Genomic DNA, 24,256 nt, shown 5'->3' with positions numbered 1-24,256 from the left:
GATCGAGAGAAAAATGATCAATTTACGATATATACTCGCATTAACACTGAGCCTTTCAACTAATGGTTGGGCTGAAGATAAATCACCAAGCCGTTATGGAAATTTCAATCGCCCTAATTCCGGTGGCACGGTTCAATCCTCCGGTGAAAGTCCCCGCCCTTCTGAGTTTACCGGAGCAATGTCTTATAGGGTGTCCTTCGACCTTCCTCCGGGGCCAGCAAACTTTTCACCTGAGTTGGGCTTAAACTATCATTCTAGAAATGGGATTGATACCTTAGGGATTGGGTGGAGTTTTAGTGTGTCTAGTATACGAAGGGATACTGGGCTAGGTATTCCGGACTATGACTTTAAACATGTAAAAGATGCGAAGATCCCCTTCAAACTGGGTGAAAGTTTAGTCTTTGAGAGTGAAGATGAAGGTATTAGTACATTTAGGCTTGAAAGAAGCTCTGAATTCATCTCAGTAGAATACCACAGCCGCGGCTTTAGTATTAATAGTCGGAGCTTTGAGAAGGGATGGCTTGTCAAGAAAGCTGATGGGGTCAAGGTGTATTACCCTACAGATCCCTGTGCGATAGTTCAAGATATTGAAGATCGAATGAAACCATGTCATGAAGATATAGTTAGCAATAAAGTATCGTCTTGGCTGCCTCGTTTCTACCTAGATAAGCAGGGAAATACTATAGAATACCGTTATAAGAAGATTCATGGTCAATTGGTAGTTGATCAGATCCTATACGGTAAGTCAAAAGTCCAATTTAACTACTTCACGGACGCTCGTCCCGATACGCTCATCGCATACTCCCAAGGTTTTCCAACCTATAAAGCGGCTCTAGCTAGTAGCGTAAGCATCTATTACGATGAGCAGATTTGGAAAAAGTATTGTTTTAACTATGACGGCCCTCATCTTCAAGGGACTCTTGTTGCTCCAGATTGTAAAGCAACCGGTTCAACTGTGGGAGAGTCTTTGCTTCGCGCCCATAGAGTGGAAGACAAGGATATCAACACTTCTGTCCGCCTTAAAGATATCTATGAGTTTGCCTCCGAAGAGGACTACATACGAGTTGAAGAGCGCCATCCAGAGAAGCACTTTACCTACAGTAGCTGGATGAGTTATGGCGATGAGAGTGAGAGACAGCTTATTTTTCCGGTAAATGGATTCAACTCGGCATTCGATCGCGATAATATTCTTATCGACCTCAATCAAGATAGCCTCCCAGATATTTTAAGGTCTGGAAGAAAACTACTTTATAGTATCAACAGCGGGCGTCACGGGGTGGATGGGAGTCAGGAGAGAGAGGAGCTATTAGAAGAAAAGTCTAACATACTCACCACTGGAAGGTTAGATACTTGGTTTTTTCGCCTAAATGATATGGATGGCGATAGAGTTTCTGATATCATTGAGATAAGCCTCAGAAAAGACTCCGATTCGAATTACTATCTTACCTGGTACGGCGGACAAAAAAGCAAGACTTCAGAGTTCTTTTCTACTAGCAATAAAATGGTGTTACCCAAAAGCTGGCGTCCCTCTGACTTTAAAGGGAAGTATTCTCGCTTTGTGGATATTGATGGTGATGGGCTGTCCGACATTATCACTATAGTTAAGATTGGGCGAAGATACAGTTTTAAGGTTCTAGTTAATCATGAAGGGAAAGAGTTTCGCGAGTTTCAGAGAGAGATACCTTCGCATCAAACAGAAAAGCTAGGTCCGAATACCTTTGATGATGAATCGGAGTATTTTAGGCTTCGTGATATGAATGCTGATGGTCTAGTTGATCTAGTCTTCTTAGAAAGGTCGGGATTTCGTACCTATTTTAATCAAGGGAACCTCTTTCAAGCAACTGATAAGCCGCTATTTGCTGCTTTGGCTGGAACAAAACCAGCAGAATATGGGGGAGGAAATCTTACTACATTCGATAGAAACATTTCTCTAAGAGAACTATCAGATAGCTGGTTTGTCGATGCCAATGGCGATGGACTTAAAGACCTGGTGAATGTAAATAGCAGAAACCGGGGTGAGCTACGTATACTTCTTAACCGTAGCAATGGCAGGATGAGATCCGTGTTTGATTTGATCTTGGTTCAAAAAGAGGATGCTCCGAGGCCCAATCTTTTGCCAACTGAGCCCGAGTTTTCAAGGGTTTTGGATATAGATGGCGATGGTATGGAAGAGATCTTATTTTCATACTCTGATAGAATCTATATGATCGATTTTAATCGAAAGAGTTCAGGAAAGGAGCTAGTAAAGTCTGGTCTTTTGACGCGAGTAAGTCACGATAATGGTCTTCGAACAAGTATCGCCTATACTAGCTCCACTGCTGAGTACCTTCGTGACGTTAAGCAGAAGTATTCTAATACTAGGGCGCTGCCTAGAGCCATCAGTCTGGTTAAGAGGGTCGTCACTCAGGTCCCTCATACGAAGACTAAGGTGTCTGAGTTTTACTATCACGACGGCCATTATGATTATTCTAGGCGAGAGTTTATCGGGTTTAAAAATGTCGACGTTGTGACGATTGGAAGATCTCTTGAAGATAGCAACTTAGTTAAAAAAACATACTATGATGGCAGTGCTAATGATGGCGGCTATGCTTTCTCTGGGCAACCCAAGAGCACTGTTGAGCTGGCTTTAGAAGAGAATACCTACCTCAAAGAACTGATTACAAAAAAGCTAGAGATACATACTCTGCCCGAAGTGAGTCTAATTCAACATAGCCGTGAGCAATCTTTGGTATCGGGTAAACCAGGTGACTCTGTTCAGACGGATTTCGAGTTCAACCTCAAGTCCTATCAACAAAGCCACGTCGTTTGCCTTAAAAAGAAGGTTACTAGACACTTTAGAGGGGATGATTACTTAAAGGGAGATCAAGTTGTTTTTGGAGGGATTCAAGAAACTCTGGACTGCGACCAGTATGGTGCTAGAACTTCATACAAGAGAGTATTTCTCGATACACATAGCAAGCCCCAAGATGCTCGCTCTCTTGAGCAGATAATAGAGTACGATGATAGTTTCTATGACGATCATAACTACCTTCTCATCGAGAACGATGCAAGCTACCTAGATGATAGAAAGGTCTTGGAGAAGAAATATGAATACTTCCCCAACGGCTTACTCGATAATGAAAAGCAATGGATTCGGGATGCTTCCTATAAGACTACAAGCTTCACCTACGATGAGTATGGCAATCCTCTAACAGAGTCACACGGTTCAAACAAATACACTTATACTTGGTTGGATGGCACTTTTCTAAAAACGGTTGTCAACCCCTTAAAGCAATCGCAAGAAGCGATTTATGACTGTGATCAGGTAGCCGAGGAGATGACGCTCTTTGGTCTCAGCTGCGAAGGAAATGGTCGTCTCCTTAAGCTTACCAACGCCAACAAAGTTGCTACCTACTTTGAGTATGACTCCTTGGGTCGGGTCGTATCGAAATTCAATGCCCTGTCAGGACTTAAGGTCGAATTTAGATACAAATGGGGAGATTTTCAGTCCTGGGATCGTGTTTTAATGAGCCATAGTTTGCCCTCAAACAGTGGTACCTTCCAGTATCTGAACTTCTCAGATCAATATGGTATTGTAAGAGCCAAGCTTGCTCAGGCTGAAGCTAAGTCTGATGGAACCCTAGTTAAAGGGGCAAGGGTAAACGAGTTTCTGATCCCAGATGCGAAGGGAAAGATAAAATCACAGTTTTTTCCGTTTTTTTTAAAGGAAAATATAGGTGAACTATTCAAGCTAGGGTATCTCGACCTTCCTGCCAATGAGAAGATGATCTCTCTTAGTTACGACCACCTGGGACGACTGCTGAAGAAGGTATACCCTAATGGTAAAACTCACGAATACAAGTGGGAAGGTTATCAAAAAGAGTTTAAAACCGGATATTTTAGCTTTGACGGGGTATGGCAAGAGAAATTTGAGTATGTTTTGTCAGGCCCTTCCCAAAAGGTTTTAGCCTTTACAAACGGTAACAAGAATACCTATAGCTACGATTATGATGGCTTAGGACGGTTGATATCGGTTAAGGACCCATTAAATAATGAGATCAGTATTGATTGGAATGGGTTAAGTGAGAAAGCGAAAATCGTGTCCCCTTCCGTTGGTATCCTTAATTATATATACGATGATCTTGGTCGAATTGAGCAAAAGCTTATTACTAACCACCAGGGCAGCCAAGTGCTGGAACATAATCGTTTTACTTTCGATAAACTTAATAGAGTCAAGCAGAGGTTTGTCAATGAGAAGCTGGCATTCTCTTATCAATACGATCGAAAAATTGAGGTAAGTGATAACGTGAAGGAATGCCTTCATGGAGTTGCGCAGTACCCTATTGGTAAACTTTCGGAAGTCGAGGTATTTGGCTATCAAGTTCCCATTAAGAGGTTCTATGCTTGGGATCAATCTGGAAACCTCCGCTGTGATATCAATGAAATTAGTGAGCGGACTTTTGTAGAGTCGCACACCTACGATATGCTTGATAGGCCAATCAAAATAGTCGACTCAATTGGTTTTGTAAGAGAATATGATTATCAAGACGATCAGTATCTTAGGGGCATCCCAGGATATGCCGATGAGATCTTTTACAATGAAAAGGGTCAATTGGATTCTGTTAGGCAAGACACTATAGGCTTAACCATTGACTATCAGTATGACCCCGAAACTCTTTCTTTGACTAACATTACGTCAGCAACAGATAAGGGCGGGATTCTCCAAAAACTGAGCTACCAGCTTGACGGCTTGAGTCATATTGTGGGAGTCGTTGATGAGGTTAAGAATTCATTACATCAAAACTCGGGAGCCCGATACACTTATGATGATGCCGGTCAGTTAGTTACATGGCAGGCATCTCATAGCGATATTGTGGAGACGTTTGTCTATGATGAGGTGGGTAATTTTAAGTCGAACCCACTATTCTCAAGAAATCCTATGCTCAGCGGGAAAGCTCCTTATCAGCCTAGTGGAACCTTGGACAAACCCTATCTATTTGATGAGTTTGGACGATTGCAGAAGTCGCCATCTATTTCTGCTGCGACTTGGGGTTATGATAATAAACTGACTAGAATTACTACTGCTGGTGGTGGAGACTCAGAATTCGCCTATGATCACACGGGACGAAGGGTTTGGAAATCAACCACCGATAACTTAGGGCAAAGAACAGAAACTTATTTCCCATCTGAAAATTACCATGAAGAACATAGAGAAGATGAAATTGTAGGCTATTCCAGTGTGTTTTTCGAAAAAGATAGGGTCGTTAAAGTTGAGCATAGGCCTTCGGGAAGCAAAACGTTCTGGTCTCTTAGAGATCATTTGCAAGGATCAAATATCGTCCTTTCAGATCTTGGTGAGATGCGCGAACAAATTGTCTATAGCCCCTATGGAACGGAGCTAGAGCCTTCGGGTAGGTGGAAGACATTCCTTGATTCTTTAGCTTTCGAAGCTAAGCCTAGGAAAACATCATATCGATTCACGGGTCATTATAAAGACGAAGAGTCAAACATATACTATGCTGGCGAAAGGTATTACGATCAGTCAATTGGACGCTTTATCTCTCCTGATCCTTTGTTTTTAGAGAACCCGGAGCAATGTTTAAAGAGCCCTATAGAATGCAATCTTTACTCTTATGGTAAGAATAACCCTATGAGCTTTAAGGATAGCACAGGACTAGTGGCGGAAACTCCCTGGGACGGGTACAATTTTGGTTTAGGCGCTGTGTCCCTGAGTCGAAACTTGGCCATTGGTAACTATGGCTGGGCAACAGTTGATGCTGCCGGGATGCTTTACGATGGAGTTTCAACCTTAGTACCAGGCTTGCCAGGGGGTGCTTCAACATTTATAAATGTCATGAGGTACAGCGATGAGGTCGTCGACGCTGGTCAAGCAACAGTCAGAGCAGGGAAGGACCTATTAAGGAGAGTTGGTCGAAATAGCCAATCTACAGGTACCCTAGATGCTATAGCTGGCGCAAAGGCTGCAGAACAAGCCCGCGATGCTACTGCTCATCAACTTAAGCGCAAGCATGCGACATATTCAGGTGGCTACAAAGACGGAAAAGTAGTTTCTGGTTGCTCCAGTAATCCGACTGGTTGTGCAGAAGATAGTATTGCCCGGCAACTTGGTTCCGATGCAAATATGACGAAAGCAGTCGGTTGGCGGAGAAACAAGACAACAAGGGAGTTAGAATTGAGAGAGATTCCCGTATGTGTCAATTGCCAATCAAAATATAGCAGAGGCCAATTTCCAAAAGACGTAAAGTTTGACTCTGGTGGTGCTTGGAGTAACTAATAATCATGGGAGGAGTATCAGGAAAATGAGCCGTTTAGTGGAACAAGTAGAAAAAACAGATTGGTCAAAGTTTTCAGGACCAAAGTGCTATCAATCAGATAAAGTACCTGAAGCACTTAAATCTTTAATTATGCTTACGAGACCAGAACATGCAAATGAAGTAGGTGATAAAGTTATTAATGCAATAGGGAATAATCATCGAGGCACCTATTATCCAGCGATCCTTGCCGCACTAGAGATAATCGTAAGCATAGCTAATGATGGTGAAAATCTGGCCCGTAAAACTTGTGCAGAAGCTATTTTAAACGACCTGTATTATTTCGAGCCTGAAGTTGGACAATTCGAAGACTATGACTCTCAAGGATTGAAGTCTTTTGCTATGAAAGCCTTAGCTCCTTATTCGGACGATTAAGGATTAGTTGGCGCAAAGAACTCAAGTCAGTTAATCAAAGTTACTAGGTGGGGAAGGCCAGGTCTTGAATCAGGCGATTGGGTAGTCAAAGGAGGTAAAACACCCTTCAACTATCTTCGATCCTTCAAGTGGGATCCATCAGGTAAGCTCCTCAAAACTGGCAATCAGTTCACGCCTTATAGAAAAGCAGAGACGTTTTTGGTGCCTAAATCCTCTGTACAGTGGCCAAAGGGATGGGGCCCAGATGGTAGAATCAAGGGGATTTTTGGCCAGCGCCGTTACTATCCTCAGTCTGGAGGGAATTAATGGAGGTGGTTTACTGGATCTTGACGATTTTTCTATCGCTACTTGGTGGTTATGTAGTCGCTTTAAATAGTTTCTGTGTTGTTCAAATGATTAGGGGGTACAAGGTTGGATCCTGGATCCCATTGCTAGGTGGCGGATGCATATCAATCGCAGCAATAGTTGCACCCGTGGATACCGTTGCTAGCTTGTGGTGGGTGCCACTGCTTGTCGATTGGGGGTGTGTTCCAGGAATCGGATGGGCTATTCTGTATCATGCTAGTAGGCTAGTGGGCGAAAAGTTTGGGAAACATAGCGGTTAGAAGGCGCAAAGAACCTTGTATCGAAGCCAGCTGATTTAATTAAAACACACTCGATTAGTGGGAATAAGTCTAGCAAGAATGTCAAAAACCTAATTCAGTCGATGAAAGCCAACGGATGGCAAGGCAGTCCAATAAGCGTTATCGAACATAAAGGGGCTAAGTACATTCTTGATGGACACCATAGGGCTGCAGCAGCACGAAGAGCTGGTGTCAACGTTCCTTACAACAAGGTTCCTGAATCTGGTTTATCAAGTTTCGGATACAAATCAATCGACGATGTGATTCAAGCCGCGTCGGAGGCTGGACCAAATAGGCTGAGGTTATAGTATGTGTAAAATAGATAAACTAAAATTGCTTATATCGCGCTACCTCGAATTTATGGCTATGATTCAAGCGTTGTTCAAAATGAAAACAGACTCGACAAACCCACTGCTAGACTGGCGGCAAAAAAAGCTCCCTCAAACTGGAAAAATTGGGAACTTCGAGTACGCCTTCCATGGTATGGGAGTTAGTCTTGAGGAAGGCGATTTTGACGCGGACATTGAGTTTGGAAACGAAGGGGCCTTTGGCTACTTTGACGCCTGGAGGCTTATCTGCTTCGCGCGAAACTATGAAGAGTTTTCTGAACTAAATAACCAAGAAGAAATAAGTTTACTGTTAACCCAGTTAAAAGTGGCTGGATACATAAAAAGGGACCAAGATTGCTGGACTGACGAGCTTTATCGCGTTTGCGACTAAAAAGATGGCGCAAATAACAAAGTATTCCACTATACAGACAAGAAAAGTGCAGATGCTATCGCCAAATCAGGTGTTATCAAATCTGACTCAAAAGGTAGAGTTTTTGTAACAACTGATCAAATCCCTGCAAAAGATGCAAACTTCGAGCTTTTTATGGGGCGTGGGGGTACGAAAGGTACTCATCGAATCGAGTTTGATCTTAAAGACGATATCAACTTAATCCCAGGTACCCAACCAAATGAGCTAATCCATCAAGGAGCTTTAAGAAACGGTAGGCATGGTAAAATGGAGATTTTTGAAAATGACTTCTAAACCCTTGTTCGAAATAGAAAATTACTACGAGCTTTTGTCACTTCATCGAATGCTTATGGAAGCTAAGTTCAATGAAGATCCTAATGATTTGGACATAAGTGCAAGCCCACTAGCGTCGAAAATAACAAAGCGAGTTGTAGAAGCACTAGTAGAGTACGATACCCAAATGAAAGGTGAATCTGCACGAGAAAGATGGATCAATTGGCTTATGATTTCACCTAAAAGAAGAGAGTGGGCAATCGCGGAAAAGTATGCTCAGAAAGATCGCCAGTTTAAGTCTTTGAATAAAGGTGAAAAAATACAGTTCGTACGAGATCTTTTTTCACCTTTTGAAATTCAGGAAGAACAGGTTGAGCACTTTATTCAATCAATAGTCAACTATTGATGCTAAGTTGGCGCAAATAGCGGACTCAATAGAGCTGAAGCACTTCGAGATGCAAAACTTGATGAGATTTCTAAACTGTCAAAAACCCAGCAATCTAAATATACGACTGTAGTGGGTGCCCATGATCCAGCTACAGGCAGGGTCGCAGTAGGGGCTAAAGTTAGTGGTCGATGTAATGCTGGCAAATGCGCGGAAGATCTAGCTTCAGAAGCGCTTGGAAATCCAAAGAATATTGAGTTTACGAAGGTAATTCGACCAAGAACACAGCAAAGAATTCCTAGGTGTGATAGGTGCACATCTAAGTATGGACCGGAACAATAGGTATGGTTATGCTAAAAAATATAGAAAAAATTGACTGGAGTAATCTAAAGACTGCTTCAGGAACTGCTTCAGAAGTACCCCGTGCAATCAGGGATCTAACATCAGTTGACTCTAAAACTAGAGAGCGAGCATACTGGCAACTTGACAACCATGTGGTGCTTCAATCTGACCTTTACGAGTCGGCATATTTTGTTGTGCCATTCCTGATTGAAATACTAGATTCCAAAATCATAGATGGCAGAGAATATGTCTATGATTTGCTGTTTGAAATAGCCAATGGATATGCTCCAGAAGATGAGATTTGTGTCTATGACGGGTGCAAAATATATATCAAGCAAGGCACTAGGGATAGGGTAGTTGCTGGTATAGAGACTTATATGAAGGAAATTCTCGATACAAGTTCAAACTGTCGTTCTAAAGCACTTGAATTGGTGGTGTCACTGAAGGAAAAGTTTAGAACAATTGTGCCAGAGCTACAGGAGGCGATTGCCAGAGAAGCATCCAGAGATTTTAAAAGAGAATTGACTGAAGCACTTTCAGAGATTTCAGTTGATTAGTTGGCGCAAATAGTGGTTTGCACCGAAAAGCGGAGGCTGCAAGGGACGCATTATCGGCTGATTTAGCCAAATCTAGACATCCTCCAGCGACTGTTGTAGGGGCGTATTCCCCATCGAAAGGTACCGTGACAGCTGCTGCCAACCGTGGAGGTGGACGCGGGTGTGCAGAAGAAGTTTGTGCCGCAGCATTGGGAAATCCGAAGGATATTCAATTTACAACAGCAGTAAGACCTCGCACAGGCAAGCCTGTAAAGGTTTGTAATAATTGCGAGTCCACGTATGGGCGAGGTGCCTTCCCAGATCCAAAGACCAAATATAAGAGTGGCCCATAAACAAGGATTATTAGATGAAGAAAACTCCAGATGAAATACTAGGCTTTGAGTATGATTGGCTAGCATGTGATGAAATTGGAAATATTGCACTTTTTAGCACAGCAGGAGGGGGATTCGCACCTGCTGCATTTCTTGAGGATACGGACAAGTATGATGAGATGATTGATAGATTGAAATCTCAAAGTGTGACTAGTTCAGCTGCTTTTGCACCTAAGCTATCAGATGGCTTACCAAATATCTGGAAGGAGTTAGCAGAAAGAGGGATCTATTCTTTTGATTCAGATGAAGATGGAGGCCCTTATCGGTTGATCGGAGTTCCTGATAAGCCTATCAAACTTGACAAATTAGCTGGAGATATTGCTGAATCTATAAAACCAATAAGATTCGGGAAATTGCGATTTGATAAGGTTAACTCTATCACCATCGCAGATTTTAGAAAAAATGGCATTAAGTAACTTGGCGCAAAGACACCGAAGCAAATGGCCGACGATTTAGCTTGGCAAATAAATAAGAACAGCGTTGATTTCAAAACAGTCAACAAAACAGGGCATATAGGCCTTTGAGGTTAAGCTCACTTAGATATGAAAACTCTCACGCTTAAAGGCTAGCTTTCCGCCGAAAGTAGCCTAGGGGATGTGCAAAGCACTCCTTGGCATACATATATCACCCATTAATAGGTATACAGACTAATGAAAAGACCCCTTATAACTGCTCTACTTGCTTGGAACGCTATGTCTTGCACTTCTATTCAAGAAGAAGGTTTAAAAATAGATGATTTTTCGCTAACAGTTCTATCGCCTAACTCTTTCCGTTTTAACAGTACAATGACTGTTGAAGAGTTACCTGTTTTGTTCATTGGTGATACTATTAGAGTAACTCCAAAGTGTCAGAATAAAAATGGAGTCTGGATAAACAACGGTGTACAGGCTTTTCATATACCAAGTTCTATAGAAGCAGGTGAAGGAATCTATGCGAATTATCTATTTGTCTCATCAGAGCGACTCAGTTTCAATCAATGTGAATTTAAGTATTGGAGCTTTGATTTATGGTATTCGGAAATAGTGTACAAATTCGTGTGTGTTGAATTGATGGGCAATATTGTAGACGGAAGTTGCTCTAAGGTTTCTATTTGAGTGAATGCTAGCTTGCTCCGACAGTATGGGCAATGTTCCAGGTTGATTGTAAACAAGATGAAACTTGCTCTAGAATATTTCAGAGAGTCAGGGAAGATTAGTCCAAATCTCATCCCTAATGATCGAAGATAGAGTCATACTTTTCTCCATGCTCTCTCAGTTAAAGCCAAAGCCAACTTCTTTGACCCAACTAGGCTTCGTCAAGAAGCCACCTCAGATTTATTCCGGGTTTTCTTGAGAAGGTTAGGTTTTAGAACGCGATTAGAAATCAAAATCAGCGCAGATTTCTAGGAGTTCTCCGTTCTCGCCATTGAAATTCGTAGAACTACAGCGACACCAACCACTAATCAACTAGAATCAATAGCTATTACTTGAAGCTTCAGCCGATTAAGTGCTTTGTAAAATACACCTTACGGCTAAATCCTTTATTTACAACACTGAAATTATTGCAGAAAACATGGATCAAGTCTTGAGATAACGACACTTGGGAATTCTGTCCCAGCTTTCCACTGGACCAAACCCTTGGCATAACCTATACCTTCAGTAAGGTTCAAGTCCGGCCCCGGGCACCAAAAGTCAATAATATCAGTTATTTATAACGATTGCTTAAGAAAGAGTTGGAGACCCTTCCTCTGTATCGAGTAATTCATACGATCCAAAAGATGGCATCTTTTTAATTCGAAGACTCTCATTCTGTCGGCTACTATTCAGACTGCAATATTGCACGTGGTCCACATCAAGCCACTTCACCTTCAAAGAAAAGCTCTATAGTCCTTGCGATTAAGTACCCAAAAAAATGTAGCGCTGGCATTCTGAAAATCAAGATGGATTCCAGAGGTCAGGGCAGACTTGGGGCTTTGCCCTCTATTTCTAGGGGAGCTAAGGTGGGGACGATTTGCAGCTGTTGTTTCACTACCATCAGTATAGAGGAACATTGTCATACTCCACGTTTGTATTGTAGAACAGTGTCTCCCTTCCAGCTACAAGCCTGCCGAATGTCGGCATGCATTGAAGTAGGGCCTTAATGCGTCAAAACAAATAATACTAACATCAATATTACTTCCCAATTTCCAAGCAAACAACCTGGCGGTCTATCACTGGAGGAACACCATCTCTACAGCATTCTCTGTCTCTAAAATAACCGAGCTTTACCCCAACAATGCTCATTTCATTCACACATCTTAAACTATAATAGTTAATACTATTAGATATTTACTAAAGAATGCGCCAGGAGGATATTTTCCGCACGCGCAGACTACCTCGTTTTTCTCACATTGGACTAGATTCCTGCCAACCCACACGGGGAGCTTTTCTCGGGACTACACCCCCGCAGTGAAGCCCACATGTTCAATTTCAAAGAAAGAGGGACCGATATGAAATTTGTAAACGGCAGAGCTATAGGGGTTCTGCTATGGCTGGGCTTAGTATGCTATAGCAGCATATCAAGAGCACAGGTTTTTGGCGGATTCAAGCCACCCGTGTTCGTCGATCCAGAGATTTTTGTGCCACCCCCAGATACAGAGATCGAGTCACCAGAAGAATCAAATGATTCGAATGAAACTCCTTTTTGTGAGCAAAGCCAGCACCAGCTTGTCTGTGCGCAGTGGGCGATCAATCTTGACCCGACGACCGACTATAATACGATTATTACTAGCCTTAGCGACGAGCTAGAAAAGAGCTCTCCCAGGCAAGAGCTTATCGCTTCACTCCTGGCATACTTTGAGACCTATCCCCAGTATTGGCCTCAGGCCCAACAATCCCTTTCTTGGTCTAAGCTTTCCATTGATGAGACAATAGGGCGCCAGCTGCTCCTTAATGCTGTGATCTCACGCCAAGCTTTACGTCTTACCCAAGATCAGCTTGATCGCCTCGAGCTGCTCTTGCCAGCCTTGTTTGCTTCTTATCAAACGGCCATGACCACTCCTCTGCAAGAAGGTGCCACAGATCTTGATCGTGAGATTATCTTTAGCAAGGTTTTAGTAGGAGACACCGAGCTCTTATGGGATGACCAAGGTCAAATCGACCGCGAGCTACTGAGCTCCGTGCTAAACAATAGAACCCTCTCACCATCTCAGGAAGGTCTTTTGAACACCGCGGAGTTAGGGGTGATTCATAACTACCTCATCAGCGAAATCCTCGAGGGGGACCAGCTAGACAGCGAGATATTCACCATGTTCAAGGGTCACTACCGGGAGCTATGGAGAGTCTTAGCGCTATTGTCAGAGGGTGCCGATGCAGAAAAACAGTGGCTTTCAGAGCAGATTGGTCAAGATGATTTCTATGCCATGGCCATGGCCATGGATTTGGGTGGATTGTGGGACTGTGATGACCAGCAATGCAACGCCGCGGCGTACCTTCAAATCGATTATGATCAGTGGCAGGTTTCCAACCTGAATCAGCTCAAGGGGCAAAATGGATCCTACCGAGGAGAGTCTCTTAGAACCTTTACCAATCGGTGGCTGAGATTTTGGCGTTGGGTGGCCGACGCGCCCAAGGAACGCCTAAAACTTGCTGTTATGCTTAGCTCCCACCCCACATACCATGATGGGGGTCCTTCAAGACCCTTTGAAAGGACGCAAAGGAATCCAAACTCGGTAAATGTAGTTCGCAACTTTCAAGATCTCAGTGACTTGTTTTACCTTCCATCCGAAGAAGGTGACCCAGCTCTGGTCGATTTTCTTGATGGCTGCTCGAGCAGGTGGCAGTCTTGTCCACAAGCTTCAGAGCTACTAGCACCCCTTGTGATGGGCAGCTTCAAGGTTTTAAACGACCAGTTGCTTCAAGCTGATGAAACTGCGAGCACAGAGTTATCGAGCTGCATCCAGGGTCAGTCCCAGGGAGGAGAGTTCTGCCCCTACAAAGGTCTCGCGGGTGTGATTCATGATCGCGCGACTCTTGACCTAGTTAGCAGTCAAACAATTGAAGGGATCGAGCTTAAGGAAGTTCTTGCCCGCTTTGTCAGCGCTCAAGACTATTCCCAAGACTTTGACCCTACCGGTTTCAGCAACGGTATGCTTGATGGTGTGGCCCAAGAATATGACGACTTTGAAAACAATATTTTCATCAGTGCTAAGGACTCTATCCCACAAAACCTTCTCTGCTTCTATCTAAATTCGGAGTTTACAGGCTCTTCGGGCGACCTTGAATACACCCCGAGTTTGGATACTTTATCTCTTGGTTCCTACTATTTCAGTCGCCTGTTTGTAGCTGATAGCTTTGCATCTGATGCTGCTGAAGAAGACGTCCACGCTCGCTTTCAGAGGGCATTTGAACTGAATCAAGCAGAAAATGGATTCATGGATTGCTCCCTTGATGATACCGCATCAAGACTGGTTCGCCGCGGGGATACCTTAGTCTCTGATAAGTTATATGACCTGACAAACGAGGTGCAACAGGTTCATTTTGATCTGTCCGCACCCGGTGAAGAGAGCGAACTCTTCAGTATCCAATCAGCCATAGATAGTCAGATTTACAATGATAAGAAAAATTAAACACAGACAAACTAACACAAAATATAGGACCCAAAACTATGAAAATCAAAATGAAAAACATGTTTAAATTAGCCCCCATTTTTCTGGGATCAACCCTTGCATTTACCAGTGGAATCTATGCTCAGACTGATGCTTCAAACTCAGTAGTCGCGACTACCAGAGCCCGCGTGCAGATTCTTGAAAACCGTATCAAGGACCAGGAAAACACGAGCCTATCGGCGAGCCGCTTCCGGATAGAGCCTAATAATAGGTACTTGGGAATGGTCAGCTCCACAACAAACGGCGTTGCAAACTATCAGCAATGTGCCAAGATTTGTATTGCAGCCACTAACTGCCAGATTTTTGTCTACACTGAGAGCGAAGCAAAATGCGAACTTCAGAACTCTCGTGGAAGCAAGAGAGCTCAATCGGGTGTGGTGAGTGGTGTTCTCGTTGACAGTGAACTCTCTAAACTCGAATTGCAGGTCAAGAATCTAGAGGATACGAAAAACCTTCCCAACAGTATCGGTTCGACTCAGATCAAAGACAATGCGGTAGGTGCTTCCGAAATTGCTACCGGCGCCGTAGGTGCGCTAGAGATTGCAAATGACGCTGTAGGATCTAATGAAATCCAGGTGAATGCTGTAGGCTCTTCTGAAATTGCCAGCAACGCTGTTGGATCAAGTGAGATAGCAAGTAACGCTGTTGGGTCGAGCGAAATAGCTGACAATGCTGTCGGTTCATCTGAGATTGCCGCAAATGCTGTAGGAGCCTCTGAAATTGCCACTGGAGCGGTTGGTACATTGGAGATCGCAACGAATGCTGTGGGATTCAACGAAATCGCCGCCAATGCTGTGCGTGCTTCAGAAATCGCAAGCAATGCAGTTGGATCAAGTGAGATTGCTACGGGAGCGGTTACCTCGTCAAAAATAGCCGATGACGCGGTAACATCAAGCAAGATCGCTAACAGTGCCGTAGGGTGGAGTCAAATCGCTCCCAACGCCATCGGGACCAGCAAGATCTCGGACGGCACGGTTAAGTCACAACACCTATCAACCTATTGGAAGGACTGTAAGATAAGTGGATATAAGAGCCACTACGACTGCTCCTGTGACACTAACGAGACCGTCCTATCAGGTGGTGGATACGGTTCATCAGGAAGCTGGCAGTTTTCTCTTCGTGAGAGTCGACCGACTAGTAAAAGAACCTGGCGTATCGCGTGTGTAGATCGTGATGGCCGCAAGGAAGATTGCGCTGGAATGTCAATAATCTGCTTGCGAGCACGATAAGCCTCATGGTAGCGCGTCACGCGCTACCCTTCCCCAATCTGCCGAAACTTAAGGGGCGTGATCTCATAACTTGCCTTAAACAAGCGAATAAAATGCGACACGCTTTTAAAGCCGACCGTGTAGCAGACATCGTTGACCGGCAGACTCGTTTCTTTCAAAAGGGCTTTTGACTTTTCCAACCGAATCGATTTAATAAGATCCCCTGGCGACATATCAAATTCGGTCTTGCAATGACGATATAGCTTGGTGCGATCCAACTCTAGAAGTTCTGCTAGTGTCACCACTGAGACTGGAGCCGGCTCACCCAGGTTTTCAAGAATGGCGGTCTGGATTTTTTGAGCGATGGCACTTAAGGGCTTTTCAGCTTCGGGGGGCTCATGCTCTTCAGAGCTAACGGCAAAATGTTTCTGAAAGTAGTCATGCCAACGTTTGCGACCGGTAAGCAAGTTTCGAATCCTGAGCCTAAGCTCTTCCATGGCGAAGGGCTTGGTCATAAAATGATCCGCTCCGTGTCCCAGTCCTTCCATTTGGCCTTCAGGGCTATCGTTGGCGGTCAGCAAAATAAGCGGGATAAACTCCGTTTCAGGATCTGCCCTCAGTCGTTTAGAAAACTCAAAGCCATCCATCACAGGCATCATCACATCACTTAGAATGAGGTCAGGAATCTCTTCACGAGCAATAGTTAATCCCTCCTGTCCGTCTTGTGCTTCAAGGATTTTGAATTGCCTTGAAAACTGCAACTTAAGAAAAGCCCTGAGCTCGCTATTATCATCGATGATTAAGAGCTTTCTACGGTCCACATCCGCATCATCTGTATTTTGGGGCGCTTCTTCTTGTCTAGTCATGGCATGTTGAGATTGAGTCCATTCTAGCTTTTTGAGAGTTTCATGCTCACTAGCTGGAATCAATGGCAAATCAATTAAAAAGCGAGTGCCTTGACCTAGCTGACTCTCGACCTTGATGGATCCTTGATGCATTTCGACAAACTCGCGAACCACCGCAAGCCCCACACCCAGCCCTGTGCCGCCATACTTCGAGTCCTGGTTCTGTTGCACTTGGTAGTAGCGCTCAAAGATCAAATCCTGTTGATCAGAGTCGATGCCCTTTCCAGTGTCTTGCACGGTGAGCCGAACTCTATTTTCCATCACTTCGACACGGACATCTATCCTCCCCTTTTGAGGGGTGAACTTCATCGCATTAGAGACGAGATTATAGAGAATCCACTCAATTTTGCGGCCATCCAGCTTTAATGCCAGTCTATCGATCTCAGCCTCAAAGCTAAGCTTGATATCCTTTTGAAACGCCATCCCAGAAAACGCCTCAACCACATCCCGTGCCAGGACAATCAGGTCGTATGGTTCTGGCTGATAGGGCAGATGACCGTCGTCAAGCTTTTGAATCTCTAGTATTTGACTGATAAGGTTACTGAGTCGCCTGGCATTTCGGATCGCAGTTTCTAGATAGAGGTGGCCAGAATCATCTTTGTCCATAGGCTGAGAGCGAAGCTCTTCCAAGGGCGCTTGAATCAGACTAAGAGGCGTCTTTATTTCGTGGGATATATTGGTAAATAGATCATTTTTGGCCTTGTGGATGGCCTCGATTTTCTTAGCCTGAGCGGACACCGTAGCGGTACGCTCCGCGACGATCGTTTCAAGCTTTTGTTTTTCTTGTTCAAGCTTAAGGGTGCGAAGCTTTAAATACTGAGCCATAAAAAAGGAGAGTAAAACAACAATAGCCAGCAAGTAGCTAAAGTATGCAAGTGATGTCTGGTACCAAGGAGCTGCAATGGAGAAACGAGTCTCACCTATATCTGATAGACGGCCATAGCGATCCCTGGCCTGAACCTGTAAGGTGTACTTGCCATGCTCATGGTTATTAATTTCGAAACTGCGAACCGACTGCCACTTGGACCATTGCCTAGAAATTCGAAAACGAAACATGACGCCATCACGTTCGAGAAGAGGATGATGAATCTCGAACCTAAGGGAGTTCACCTCCGCCGGAAAGAACCAGGCTTCCTTTCTACCTGTTTCAAAGAAACTCTCTTCCTGGTCGAGTCGGGAGATTTTATGCAGGCGAGGCTTGGTAAGAGGGGCTAATCGATTCTTGGGGCGCGGCCGAACCCGTATCAGTCCTTCCGATGAACTGACAAAGATGTCGCCGTTACCACCGACAAAGATAGCTTCCACTTCGGTCTGATTTTTGAAGTGATGGAAGCTTTCTTCGTTCCACTGATACTTACCATCTCTCTTTTCAAAAAAGCCTAATTGCGGTCCCAAGCTAGCTAGAAACTTATCTTTGTAAGGTGTAAAGTTTTCCAAAGGAAATTTGCTTTGACTGAGGCTAGGACTAAAATCTGGATGCCTTTGCCAGGGATCATTCAGTTCGGGCCGAAAGCGATAGACCCCTTTATTGGTAGTAAAGATAAGCTCATCTCCCATCTTATGAAGTGCCATTCTTTGGCTTAAATCACGTGACGGGACCGCGAGCTTTGTGATCTGTGGCCTAGGCCACAGATCCAGTTGGCCGATCCGGAAGATATGACCTTTGCGATTCTCGGCCCATATCTCCTCTTTTGAGTCAAAGGCTATGGTTTTGAAGCGGGTTTTCAGCGCGGAAGCAATACCATCGTTCTTAAAACTAGCACCGTCTGGATCGTACGATATCCTTTCCATCCCCAGATTGCTGGTTATATAGTAGCGCTCATTGCCGGGGTCTTTGATGATTCGCTCGTAGAAAACCTCAGAATCGATGATATCATCCATTTTAAGTTTGGGTCCAAGCTCCCGGATTAGGCTGACACCGCGACTATGGAGAACCAGGAGTCCTGCTGCTGTGGGGTAGAAACTATTTACGAAGCTTAAGGAGGGAGCAATGCGCTTGTAGTAGCGCTCCGGTCGCTTGTGATCAATGACAAATAAACCCTTGGTCGTACCTACCAAGACCTCACCACGGAACTCGATAGCACCGAGTATACTTTGCTTGATCTGTTTGGGTGGAAAGAAGCCAAGGTCTTGCTTGAGGTCAACTCTGGCGATACCAGCATCGGTGACAGCCCATAGAAAACCTTCGGGACTCAAGCCGAGATCACGAGTCAGAGGACTGGGGAGTTGTCCCTTGCCGATGTATCTTTTTAAATCCGTGCCCTCGAACACGTAGATCCCATTTTCAGCTCCCAAGGCCCAAACTTGTCCGACTAGAGTCTTTGCGACCTGGATGTTTTCAGGAGCAGGGACCGATGGGACCCACCAGTCTAGGGTGCTATAAGCCCTGCCTCGTACTGACTGCCAAATCGCAAGGCGAGTCACGATAAGGTCCTGATCGGCTAGACTGACCATACCTTCAACCGCCGGTCCATTGAATTTTTGAGGCCCTGTGATCAGTTCTAACTTGAAGGTTTCAGTATCTAACTTTTTGAGTCCTTGGGATGAGATGTGAAGAAATAGGCCATTCTTATGGCTCATCATTCGACGAGCCCGTGGGGCTTCGAGCCACCGAACTGAACCGCGCTCGTCGATCTGGTAAAGAGCTCTATTGCTATTAAAATAGATGCGGGGCCCAATCTTGGTGACAAAGTAGATACTGGCGATATCAAGGTCTTTTGGGGCTAGAGAAATAAACCTCCAACCCTGCTTTTGATCGCGTTCGAAATAACCAAAGTCGCCGAACATCCCGGCATAGATGCGATCATTGTGGACTAAAGTATTGAAGATCTTGCTATTGTTCGGAGATGGGATCAAGCCCCAGCTTTGGCCATCAAATGTGGCAATGCCTTGGCCGCAACCAATCAGAATATGACCATTCCAAAATGACACCGACCAGCTGTTGTGTGGTTCGTACCGGGGTTCCTCAAAGAACACGAGCTCGGGGTCACCAAGCCATATAGGCTTATTAACAGCAAAGCCGCTCTTGGAAATAAACAGTGCAACTAGTAGCAGAATACGGATTCTTAACGTGCATTGCAACACAGTGGGTCCATCCTAAGTCATTCAACCCAGCAGAAAATTGGACTGTTTGGATGACATATCCAATCATCAAAATCTAGACAATTCTTAAAACCAAATCAGTTTGTACTATCGAGCTCCAGCTCAAGCAGCCCCATCAGCTCACGGGCAAAGATCGTTTTATTGAAGGCAATTTTCTATTTATCTTAGAATCTTAGCTCTTTGTGCACCAGCAGATTATTTTTCGCCCAGGCAGGCTACCCCCTTTTCTCAGTCTAGCGCTAGCTTGGCCCCGTCCTCGAGAAAGGCCTAGGCCCGGACCATGGTAAGTCAAACAAATGTCATATAGACATACTTAGGAGAAACCTAGTGATACACAAAACCCGCAAAGGACTGGTCCTGCTTGGACTGCTGTCCCTGGCCAGCTGTCATAGCCAAACCTCATCCTCTTCCTCCGAAAGGAGTAGCAACGAGCTCTTCATGGGTGAAGGGCTCAGCACAGGCCGCGAGCCACTGCCCAGTGGTGTTACCAACGCGCTTGTCAGCCCTGAAATGGAGGTTGATGAGATCCTGCAAATCCTTCTGCTCGACGAGACCAATGGCAACATCTTTGTGAACCTCGACGAGACTTTGGCCCGAGCTGATAAATCGCGCCAAGAAGCCATAGAAATCATGGAACGTGAGAACACTAACCGTGTCAAAAATAGGGACTACCGGGAGCGATTTACCACCCGCGAGCGCTGTTTAAACAATCGTGAGGAATGCAACTATGCAGGCAATATTCCACAAGCAGCGGCAGACAAGTACCGTGATGCTCTTTTGCGCTATGGTAGCATCCTCGACCTTTACACGGGTGAGGCCACCCAAGACCTCAATCAGATCGATGATATTAGCAAACTAGTCAGGGACCAAGACTGCCGGGCATCGCGAGTTCCTCGGGTGGTCACAGGCTTATGTAATGAAGTCAATCGAGCCCACGAAATCATGGAAATTGCCCGTTCGAAGATGAAGCAAGGGCTCGATGCCCAAGGCAATATCATCGATGACGACGAGTTTTATAATGGCTACATGCAGGGCCACAAGCTCTATGTGGTCGGCGAGCAGCTGATCAATAAAATCTTCTCCTACCGCAAAAAGGCCTACAACAGGATGCAAAGCATCATGCTTGGCCTCGGTCCCGAGTCTGATATTGTCGACGTGCCATATGTTTCTATTGTCGCGGAACCAGACCAACTCTTCACCCAAGTCGAGAAGTACCTTAGCCGCTACAAAGAATCTGTTGAAAGTTTGACTCTTGCCCGTACTGAACAGATTAGAAACAAACTTAACACCGAAATGGATCGGGCCCGATTAGATCAAGAGCGCAATCGCCTGCGGCAAGAAAAAGCTCAGCTCGAAGCGGACGTCAGGATAGATGCTGATGGTCTTGATGATAGCAATATCTGTGACGAAGACGCCGTGCCTGAAGGCGATCAAGGGCTTCTATTTCAGGAAAAACGATTCCTTCTTTGCCAGCAAAAAAAGATCGTTCAGCAAATGGAAGACACTAGAACCCGCAAACTGATCCCTGATATGAGGCAAATTTTCGGGAATATGAATCCTAAGCAGCTCGTCGAGAGCCGCCGGGTCAGAATCACCCCACGAACCAATGAAGCGACTTTTTTTACGCAATACAATGACGAGTCCGATCTTCCTCAGGGATCGGTGCACCTCAGCAACCTACCCAAAACTACCAAGACCCTACTCGAGGTTAAAGCGACGGAGGCGATTCCCTTCGTAAGCAACGCGATTTATGATTCAAATAATCCTTGGCCCAATCAGAACCCCATAGCAAAGCCCTCTAGCTTTAGCCCCAAAGGATTTGACCATGCTCTGGCAAACGAGTTTGCGATGGGAACTGAAGCCATCTGTGAGTTCAGAGCAAGGCCCGATGTCAACCAACAAGAGCCAGATAATGTTGTGAGCGATATGACCTCCATGATCGGTGGCGACATCGCCCCACTATTTGCTATCGCCGGCCCTGGTGGTGCTCTTGCAGGACTAGGAGTTGCTGGTCTCGCCGATGCAGCCAACGACTTCATCCAGACGAGTATGCCTCCCTACCCTGGCTCGGCTCATGGGCTAATGGAAGACCTTTGCGGTCAACTGGATACCATCCCTCAACCTAAGATGCCAATCCATGTGAGACAGCAGATCACTGATGTGAACGGTTATATCACCTCGACTAGCGAAGGGGTTAGCACGGGAGTCGACAACTCGGCGAGTTTTGACCAAAGCATGGGGATCAATGTTGGGGTCTCCGCTGATGTCAATATTGGCGCTTTTGGTATTGGCGGCTCTGTCGGAGCCAGCGGTGGGCTTGATGCAAGTATCTCTTCAGGAGAAAGCGTTGGTGCCAATGTCGGCAAGTCAGCAGATTTTAGTCTGGCTCTAGGCTTTATGCATCCTAAGGCTCGCTACCGCGATCAAAGAGTCGGCATGCTCATGGGCGAGCTGTACTGTGTCGCAGGTGGGCAGAGACGGCGGCAGGAAAAGCATTATGCAATCGGATCTGGCAACTATATTTCCATCTCTCCCGATGATCATGATTGTTCTACCGGTGAGCAGCTTCAGCTCGTGTTTCTTGTCAACGACGCCGAGCGAAGAGACGGTACTTGTCAAGATCAAGGTCAGTCCTATGCCTGCGCTTCGGACAGCGTAGAGATTCCCATCGAAGTATCGTTCTTCACATCCCTCCAACCGGTCTACGATTCCATTGTCGAGATCTTGGAGAAAGAGCTTGTCAAAGAAGTGGAACGCGATGGCCAAACCACTCAGATCACACAAACACTGTTTGAAAAGATCGCTCAAAATGCAGCCTATAGCGCAAACCCCTATGATACCGCCTTCAAAATTTTTCGCGAGGAGGTGCTCGCCCTAGAGGAGGGTCAGGATAACCCACCACTGGTGACCAATGAGCTTATCGATAAATTCAAACCTGTAATCGATCATCGCATCTCCTATGAATTGGATAAAAAAGAACTCGTTCGCATAGCTCATGAGCTGCGCAAGCTGGATAACCGCATTGGCACTGCTTTAAGGTCCATGCAATATGTTGACAACGTCATGACCATTGCCGATGATCTTGAGCAACTTTATGCCAACCCCGATATAGGTTATGCAGCGATCCAAAGAATCGCCGATGCTAGGGTCACAGTAGGTCGCATGTATGTGGATCACTATTTCGAGCGCCTGCGTCATTGGATCAAACTATACAACGATTCGATTCTGTACCACTTCAACCGAAGCAACGACAGCCTCAAGTTTCTCGACAAGGATCTCAAGCAATCCATCGACGAGGCCCTGGCTTCCATGGACGACCAGGATAGCGACGTGGACGAAATCCAACAAGATATCAATGACATGATGTCGGCACTCAACCTGACCGTCATCCTTGATGAAGAGGCTGACAAGCTTTGGATGACCGACATCTCCATCGATGATTCGCTGCAGCACTGCTACATGGATCTTGGAGAGGTGATTGACTTCGATCTAGCTTTCCGTAATCAGGATGAGCTAACAACTGAAGCAGCTAGCTACAGCAACAATCCCTATCTTGTCACGGAACAAGATCCCAACTACTCGCGCAGTATTGCTCGCTCCTTGTTTCATGAGTACACTAGCTACCTGAGACTGCCAGTAATTGCTGATCCGTTCTATGGCAACATTCGACCCTACATCAACCAGTCTCTGGGCCCCATCAGGTTGAGTACCGGTGCACCAATCATGCGCTGTAGCAACCAAGAACCTAAAGGCTTCTCTAAAATTCTAGGTGTCGCCGTCACGTTTCAAAAGACGGACGATCTTACTAGCGATGACGATTCCTTCGGCGATGACGGTTTCGATGAAGGAGGCTTCGATGACGGCTTCGATGACGGCTTCGATGACGGCTTTAGCAGTGTCCTTAGCGGTAACCTACTAGGCTCCGTCCAGATGCGCCATGATCCTGTGATGCATGCCTACCGCGGCGATGATACTGAGATCTTCAGACGAATCGACTACACTAGCCTTACCGACCTGGGAGTAGGAGACTTCTTAGAGAACATAGAGTCCCGATCCATCAACTTTAGCAATGAAGACGTGGATAGTGTCGACTTCTGCCGCGATCGTAATGGCAATGCCGATTGGCTTGGACGGCATACCGGCAATGGCTCTGCCTGCTTCCAAAACCTACTTGGCGATGCCTTTAAGACTGAATCTAGGACCATCGTTCCTAGTAAGACCTTCTACAACTCCTATCTAGGCGGCCACTGGTATATCTACTTACCTTACGTAGAGGAGCCAGCGCAGTCGGACTTCAATGTAGGAGACAGCTTTGATCCAACGGTCACGCAAGGTCATTGGTACAATTTCCGGCAGAAGGTGAGCGGCATGAAACTCCACTTCTACTTCCGCACCCCACAGGCTGTTAACTAACTATCAAAGCCCCTTCGGGGGCTTCAAAA

The 24,256-nt window shown here is 45.3% G+C and carries 14 protein-coding genes; 12 read left to right on the top strand and 2 right to left on the bottom strand.

Annotation, left to right across the window (positions count from 1 at the left end):
* Positions 1–13 precede the first annotated feature (13 nt).
* The 9 genes from B9N89_RS16735 (at position 14) to B9N89_RS16700 (ending at position 11,069) form a co-directional block, all read left to right on the top strand.
* Complete coding sequence (locus tag B9N89_RS16735; protein ID WP_159455432.1) at positions 14–6,274, top strand: toxin TcdB middle/N-terminal domain-containing protein; 6,261 nt, start codon at positions 14–16, stop codon at positions 6,272–6,274.
* Positions 6,275–6,299: 25 nt separating this feature from the next.
* Positions 6,300–6,686 (top strand): hypothetical protein, encoded by a 387-nt coding sequence (locus tag B9N89_RS16730; protein WP_132320599.1) that lies wholly within the window; start codon positions 6,300–6,302, stop codon positions 6,684–6,686.
* A 706-nt stretch (positions 6,687–7,392) separates the two neighbouring features.
* Positions 7,393–7,617, top strand: coding sequence for a ParB N-terminal domain-containing protein (locus tag B9N89_RS16725; RefSeq protein ID WP_132320597.1), 225 nt, complete (start codon positions 7,393–7,395; stop codon positions 7,615–7,617).
* A 1-nt stretch (position 7,618) separates the two neighbouring features.
* On the top strand, positions 7,619–8,029 hold the full coding sequence (locus tag B9N89_RS16720; RefSeq protein WP_143478206.1) for a DUF6896 domain-containing protein: 411 nt from the start codon (positions 7,619–7,621) through the stop codon (positions 8,027–8,029).
* Positions 8,030–8,330: 301 nt separating this feature from the next.
* Positions 8,331–8,726: a hypothetical protein gene (locus B9N89_RS16715; RefSeq protein WP_132320593.1), complete on the top strand. Its 396-nt coding sequence runs from the start codon at positions 8,331–8,333 to the stop codon at positions 8,724–8,726.
* A 323-nt stretch (positions 8,727–9,049) separates the two neighbouring features.
* Positions 9,050–9,604: a hypothetical protein gene (locus tag B9N89_RS16710; RefSeq protein WP_132320591.1), complete on the top strand. Its 555-nt coding sequence runs from the start codon at positions 9,050–9,052 to the stop codon at positions 9,602–9,604.
* Positions 9,605–9,621: 17 nt separating this feature from the next.
* Positions 9,622–9,936, top strand: coding sequence for a hypothetical protein (locus tag B9N89_RS31390; RefSeq protein ID WP_159455430.1), 315 nt, complete (start codon positions 9,622–9,624; stop codon positions 9,934–9,936).
* Positions 9,937–9,950: 14 nt separating this feature from the next.
* Positions 9,951–10,391 carry a hypothetical protein gene (locus tag B9N89_RS16705; protein WP_132320589.1) on the top strand — a complete coding sequence of 147 codons (441 nt, stop codon included), beginning with the start codon at positions 9,951–9,953 and terminating at the stop codon, positions 10,389–10,391.
* Positions 10,392–10,625: 234 nt separating this feature from the next.
* Positions 10,626–11,069 carry a hypothetical protein gene (locus B9N89_RS16700; RefSeq protein WP_132320587.1) on the top strand — a complete coding sequence of 148 codons (444 nt, stop codon included), beginning with the start codon at positions 10,626–10,628 and terminating at the stop codon, positions 11,067–11,069.
* 752 nt (positions 11,070–11,821) lie between these two features.
* On the opposite strand, the gene B9N89_RS16695 is transcribed toward B9N89_RS16700, so the two are convergent.
* Positions 11,822–12,004 carry a hypothetical protein gene (locus tag B9N89_RS16695; RefSeq protein ID WP_132320585.1) on the bottom strand — a complete coding sequence of 61 codons (183 nt, stop codon included), beginning with the start codon at positions 12,002–12,004 and terminating at the stop codon, positions 11,822–11,824.
* 438 nt (positions 12,005–12,442) lie between these two features.
* On the opposite strand from B9N89_RS16695, the gene B9N89_RS16690 reads away from it, so the two are divergent.
* Together B9N89_RS16690 and B9N89_RS16685 are read left to right on the top strand one after the other, a co-directional pair.
* The gene (locus B9N89_RS16690; protein WP_132320583.1) at positions 12,443–14,560 is read left to right on the top strand and encodes a hypothetical protein; all 2,118 of its coding nucleotides are present in this window, start codon (positions 12,443–12,445) and stop codon (positions 14,558–14,560) included.
* Positions 14,561–14,610: 50 nt separating this feature from the next.
* On the top strand, positions 14,611–15,828 hold the full coding sequence (locus B9N89_RS16685) for a PAN domain-containing protein (protein ID WP_234996121.1): 1,218 nt from the start codon (positions 14,611–14,613) through the stop codon (positions 15,826–15,828).
* 23 nt (positions 15,829–15,851) lie between these two features.
* Here B9N89_RS16685 and B9N89_RS16680 read toward each other — a convergent pair whose 3' ends face one another.
* On the bottom strand, positions 15,852–19,796 hold the full coding sequence (locus B9N89_RS16680) for an ATP-binding protein (protein ID WP_132320579.1): 3,945 nt from the start codon (positions 19,794–19,796) through the stop codon (positions 15,852–15,854).
* A gap of 456 nt (positions 19,797–20,252) precedes the next feature.
* On the opposite strand from B9N89_RS16680, the gene B9N89_RS16675 reads away from it, so the two are divergent.
* Positions 20,253–24,227 carry a hypothetical protein gene (locus B9N89_RS16675; RefSeq protein WP_132320577.1) on the top strand — a complete coding sequence of 1,325 codons (3,975 nt, stop codon included), beginning with the start codon at positions 20,253–20,255 and terminating at the stop codon, positions 24,225–24,227.
* Positions 24,228–24,256 lie beyond the last annotated feature (29 nt).

Origin of the sequence: Pseudobacteriovorax antillogorgiicola (assembly GCF_900177345.1) — a bacterium.
GTDB lineage: Bacteria > Bdellovibrionota_B > Oligoflexia > Oligoflexales > Oligoflexaceae > Pseudobacteriovorax > Pseudobacteriovorax antillogorgiicola.
Note: the sequence above shows the minus strand (reverse complement) of the source record. Positions and strands in the feature narration are given on the sequence as shown.

What these genes read in the sequence shown, in the direction of transcription:
- B9N89_RS16695 (WP_132320585.1), bottom strand. Translation starts at nt 12,004, where the DNA reads ATGTTCCTCTATACTGATGGTAGTGAAACAACAGCTGCAAATCGTCCC.
- B9N89_RS16710 (WP_132320591.1), top strand. Translation starts at nt 9,050, where the DNA reads ATGGTTATGCTAAAAAATATAGAAAAAATTGACTGGAGTAATCTAAAG.
- B9N89_RS16690 (WP_132320583.1), top strand. Translation starts at nt 12,443, where the DNA reads ATGAAATTTGTAAACGGCAGAGCTATAGGGGTTCTGCTATGGCTGGGC.
- B9N89_RS16705 (WP_132320589.1), top strand. Translation starts at nt 9,951, where the DNA reads ATGAAGAAAACTCCAGATGAAATACTAGGCTTTGAGTATGATTGGCTA.
- B9N89_RS16730 (WP_132320599.1), top strand. Translation starts at nt 6,300, where the DNA reads ATGAGCCGTTTAGTGGAACAAGTAGAAAAAACAGATTGGTCAAAGTTT.
- B9N89_RS16715 (WP_132320593.1), top strand. Translation starts at nt 8,331, where the DNA reads ATGACTTCTAAACCCTTGTTCGAAATAGAAAATTACTACGAGCTTTTG.
- B9N89_RS16725 (WP_132320597.1), top strand. Translation starts at nt 7,393, where the DNA reads ATGAAAGCCAACGGATGGCAAGGCAGTCCAATAAGCGTTATCGAACAT.
- B9N89_RS16720 (WP_143478206.1), top strand. Translation starts at nt 7,619, where the DNA reads ATGTGTAAAATAGATAAACTAAAATTGCTTATATCGCGCTACCTCGAA.
- B9N89_RS16735 (WP_159455432.1), top strand. Translation starts at nt 14, where the DNA reads ATGATCAATTTACGATATATACTCGCATTAACACTGAGCCTTTCAACT.
- B9N89_RS16700 (WP_132320587.1), top strand. Translation starts at nt 10,626, where the DNA reads ATGAAAAGACCCCTTATAACTGCTCTACTTGCTTGGAACGCTATGTCT.
- B9N89_RS16675 (WP_132320577.1), top strand. Translation starts at nt 20,253, where the DNA reads ATGGGTGAAGGGCTCAGCACAGGCCGCGAGCCACTGCCCAGTGGTGTT.
- B9N89_RS16685 (WP_234996121.1), top strand. Translation starts at nt 14,611, where the DNA reads ATGAAAAACATGTTTAAATTAGCCCCCATTTTTCTGGGATCAACCCTT.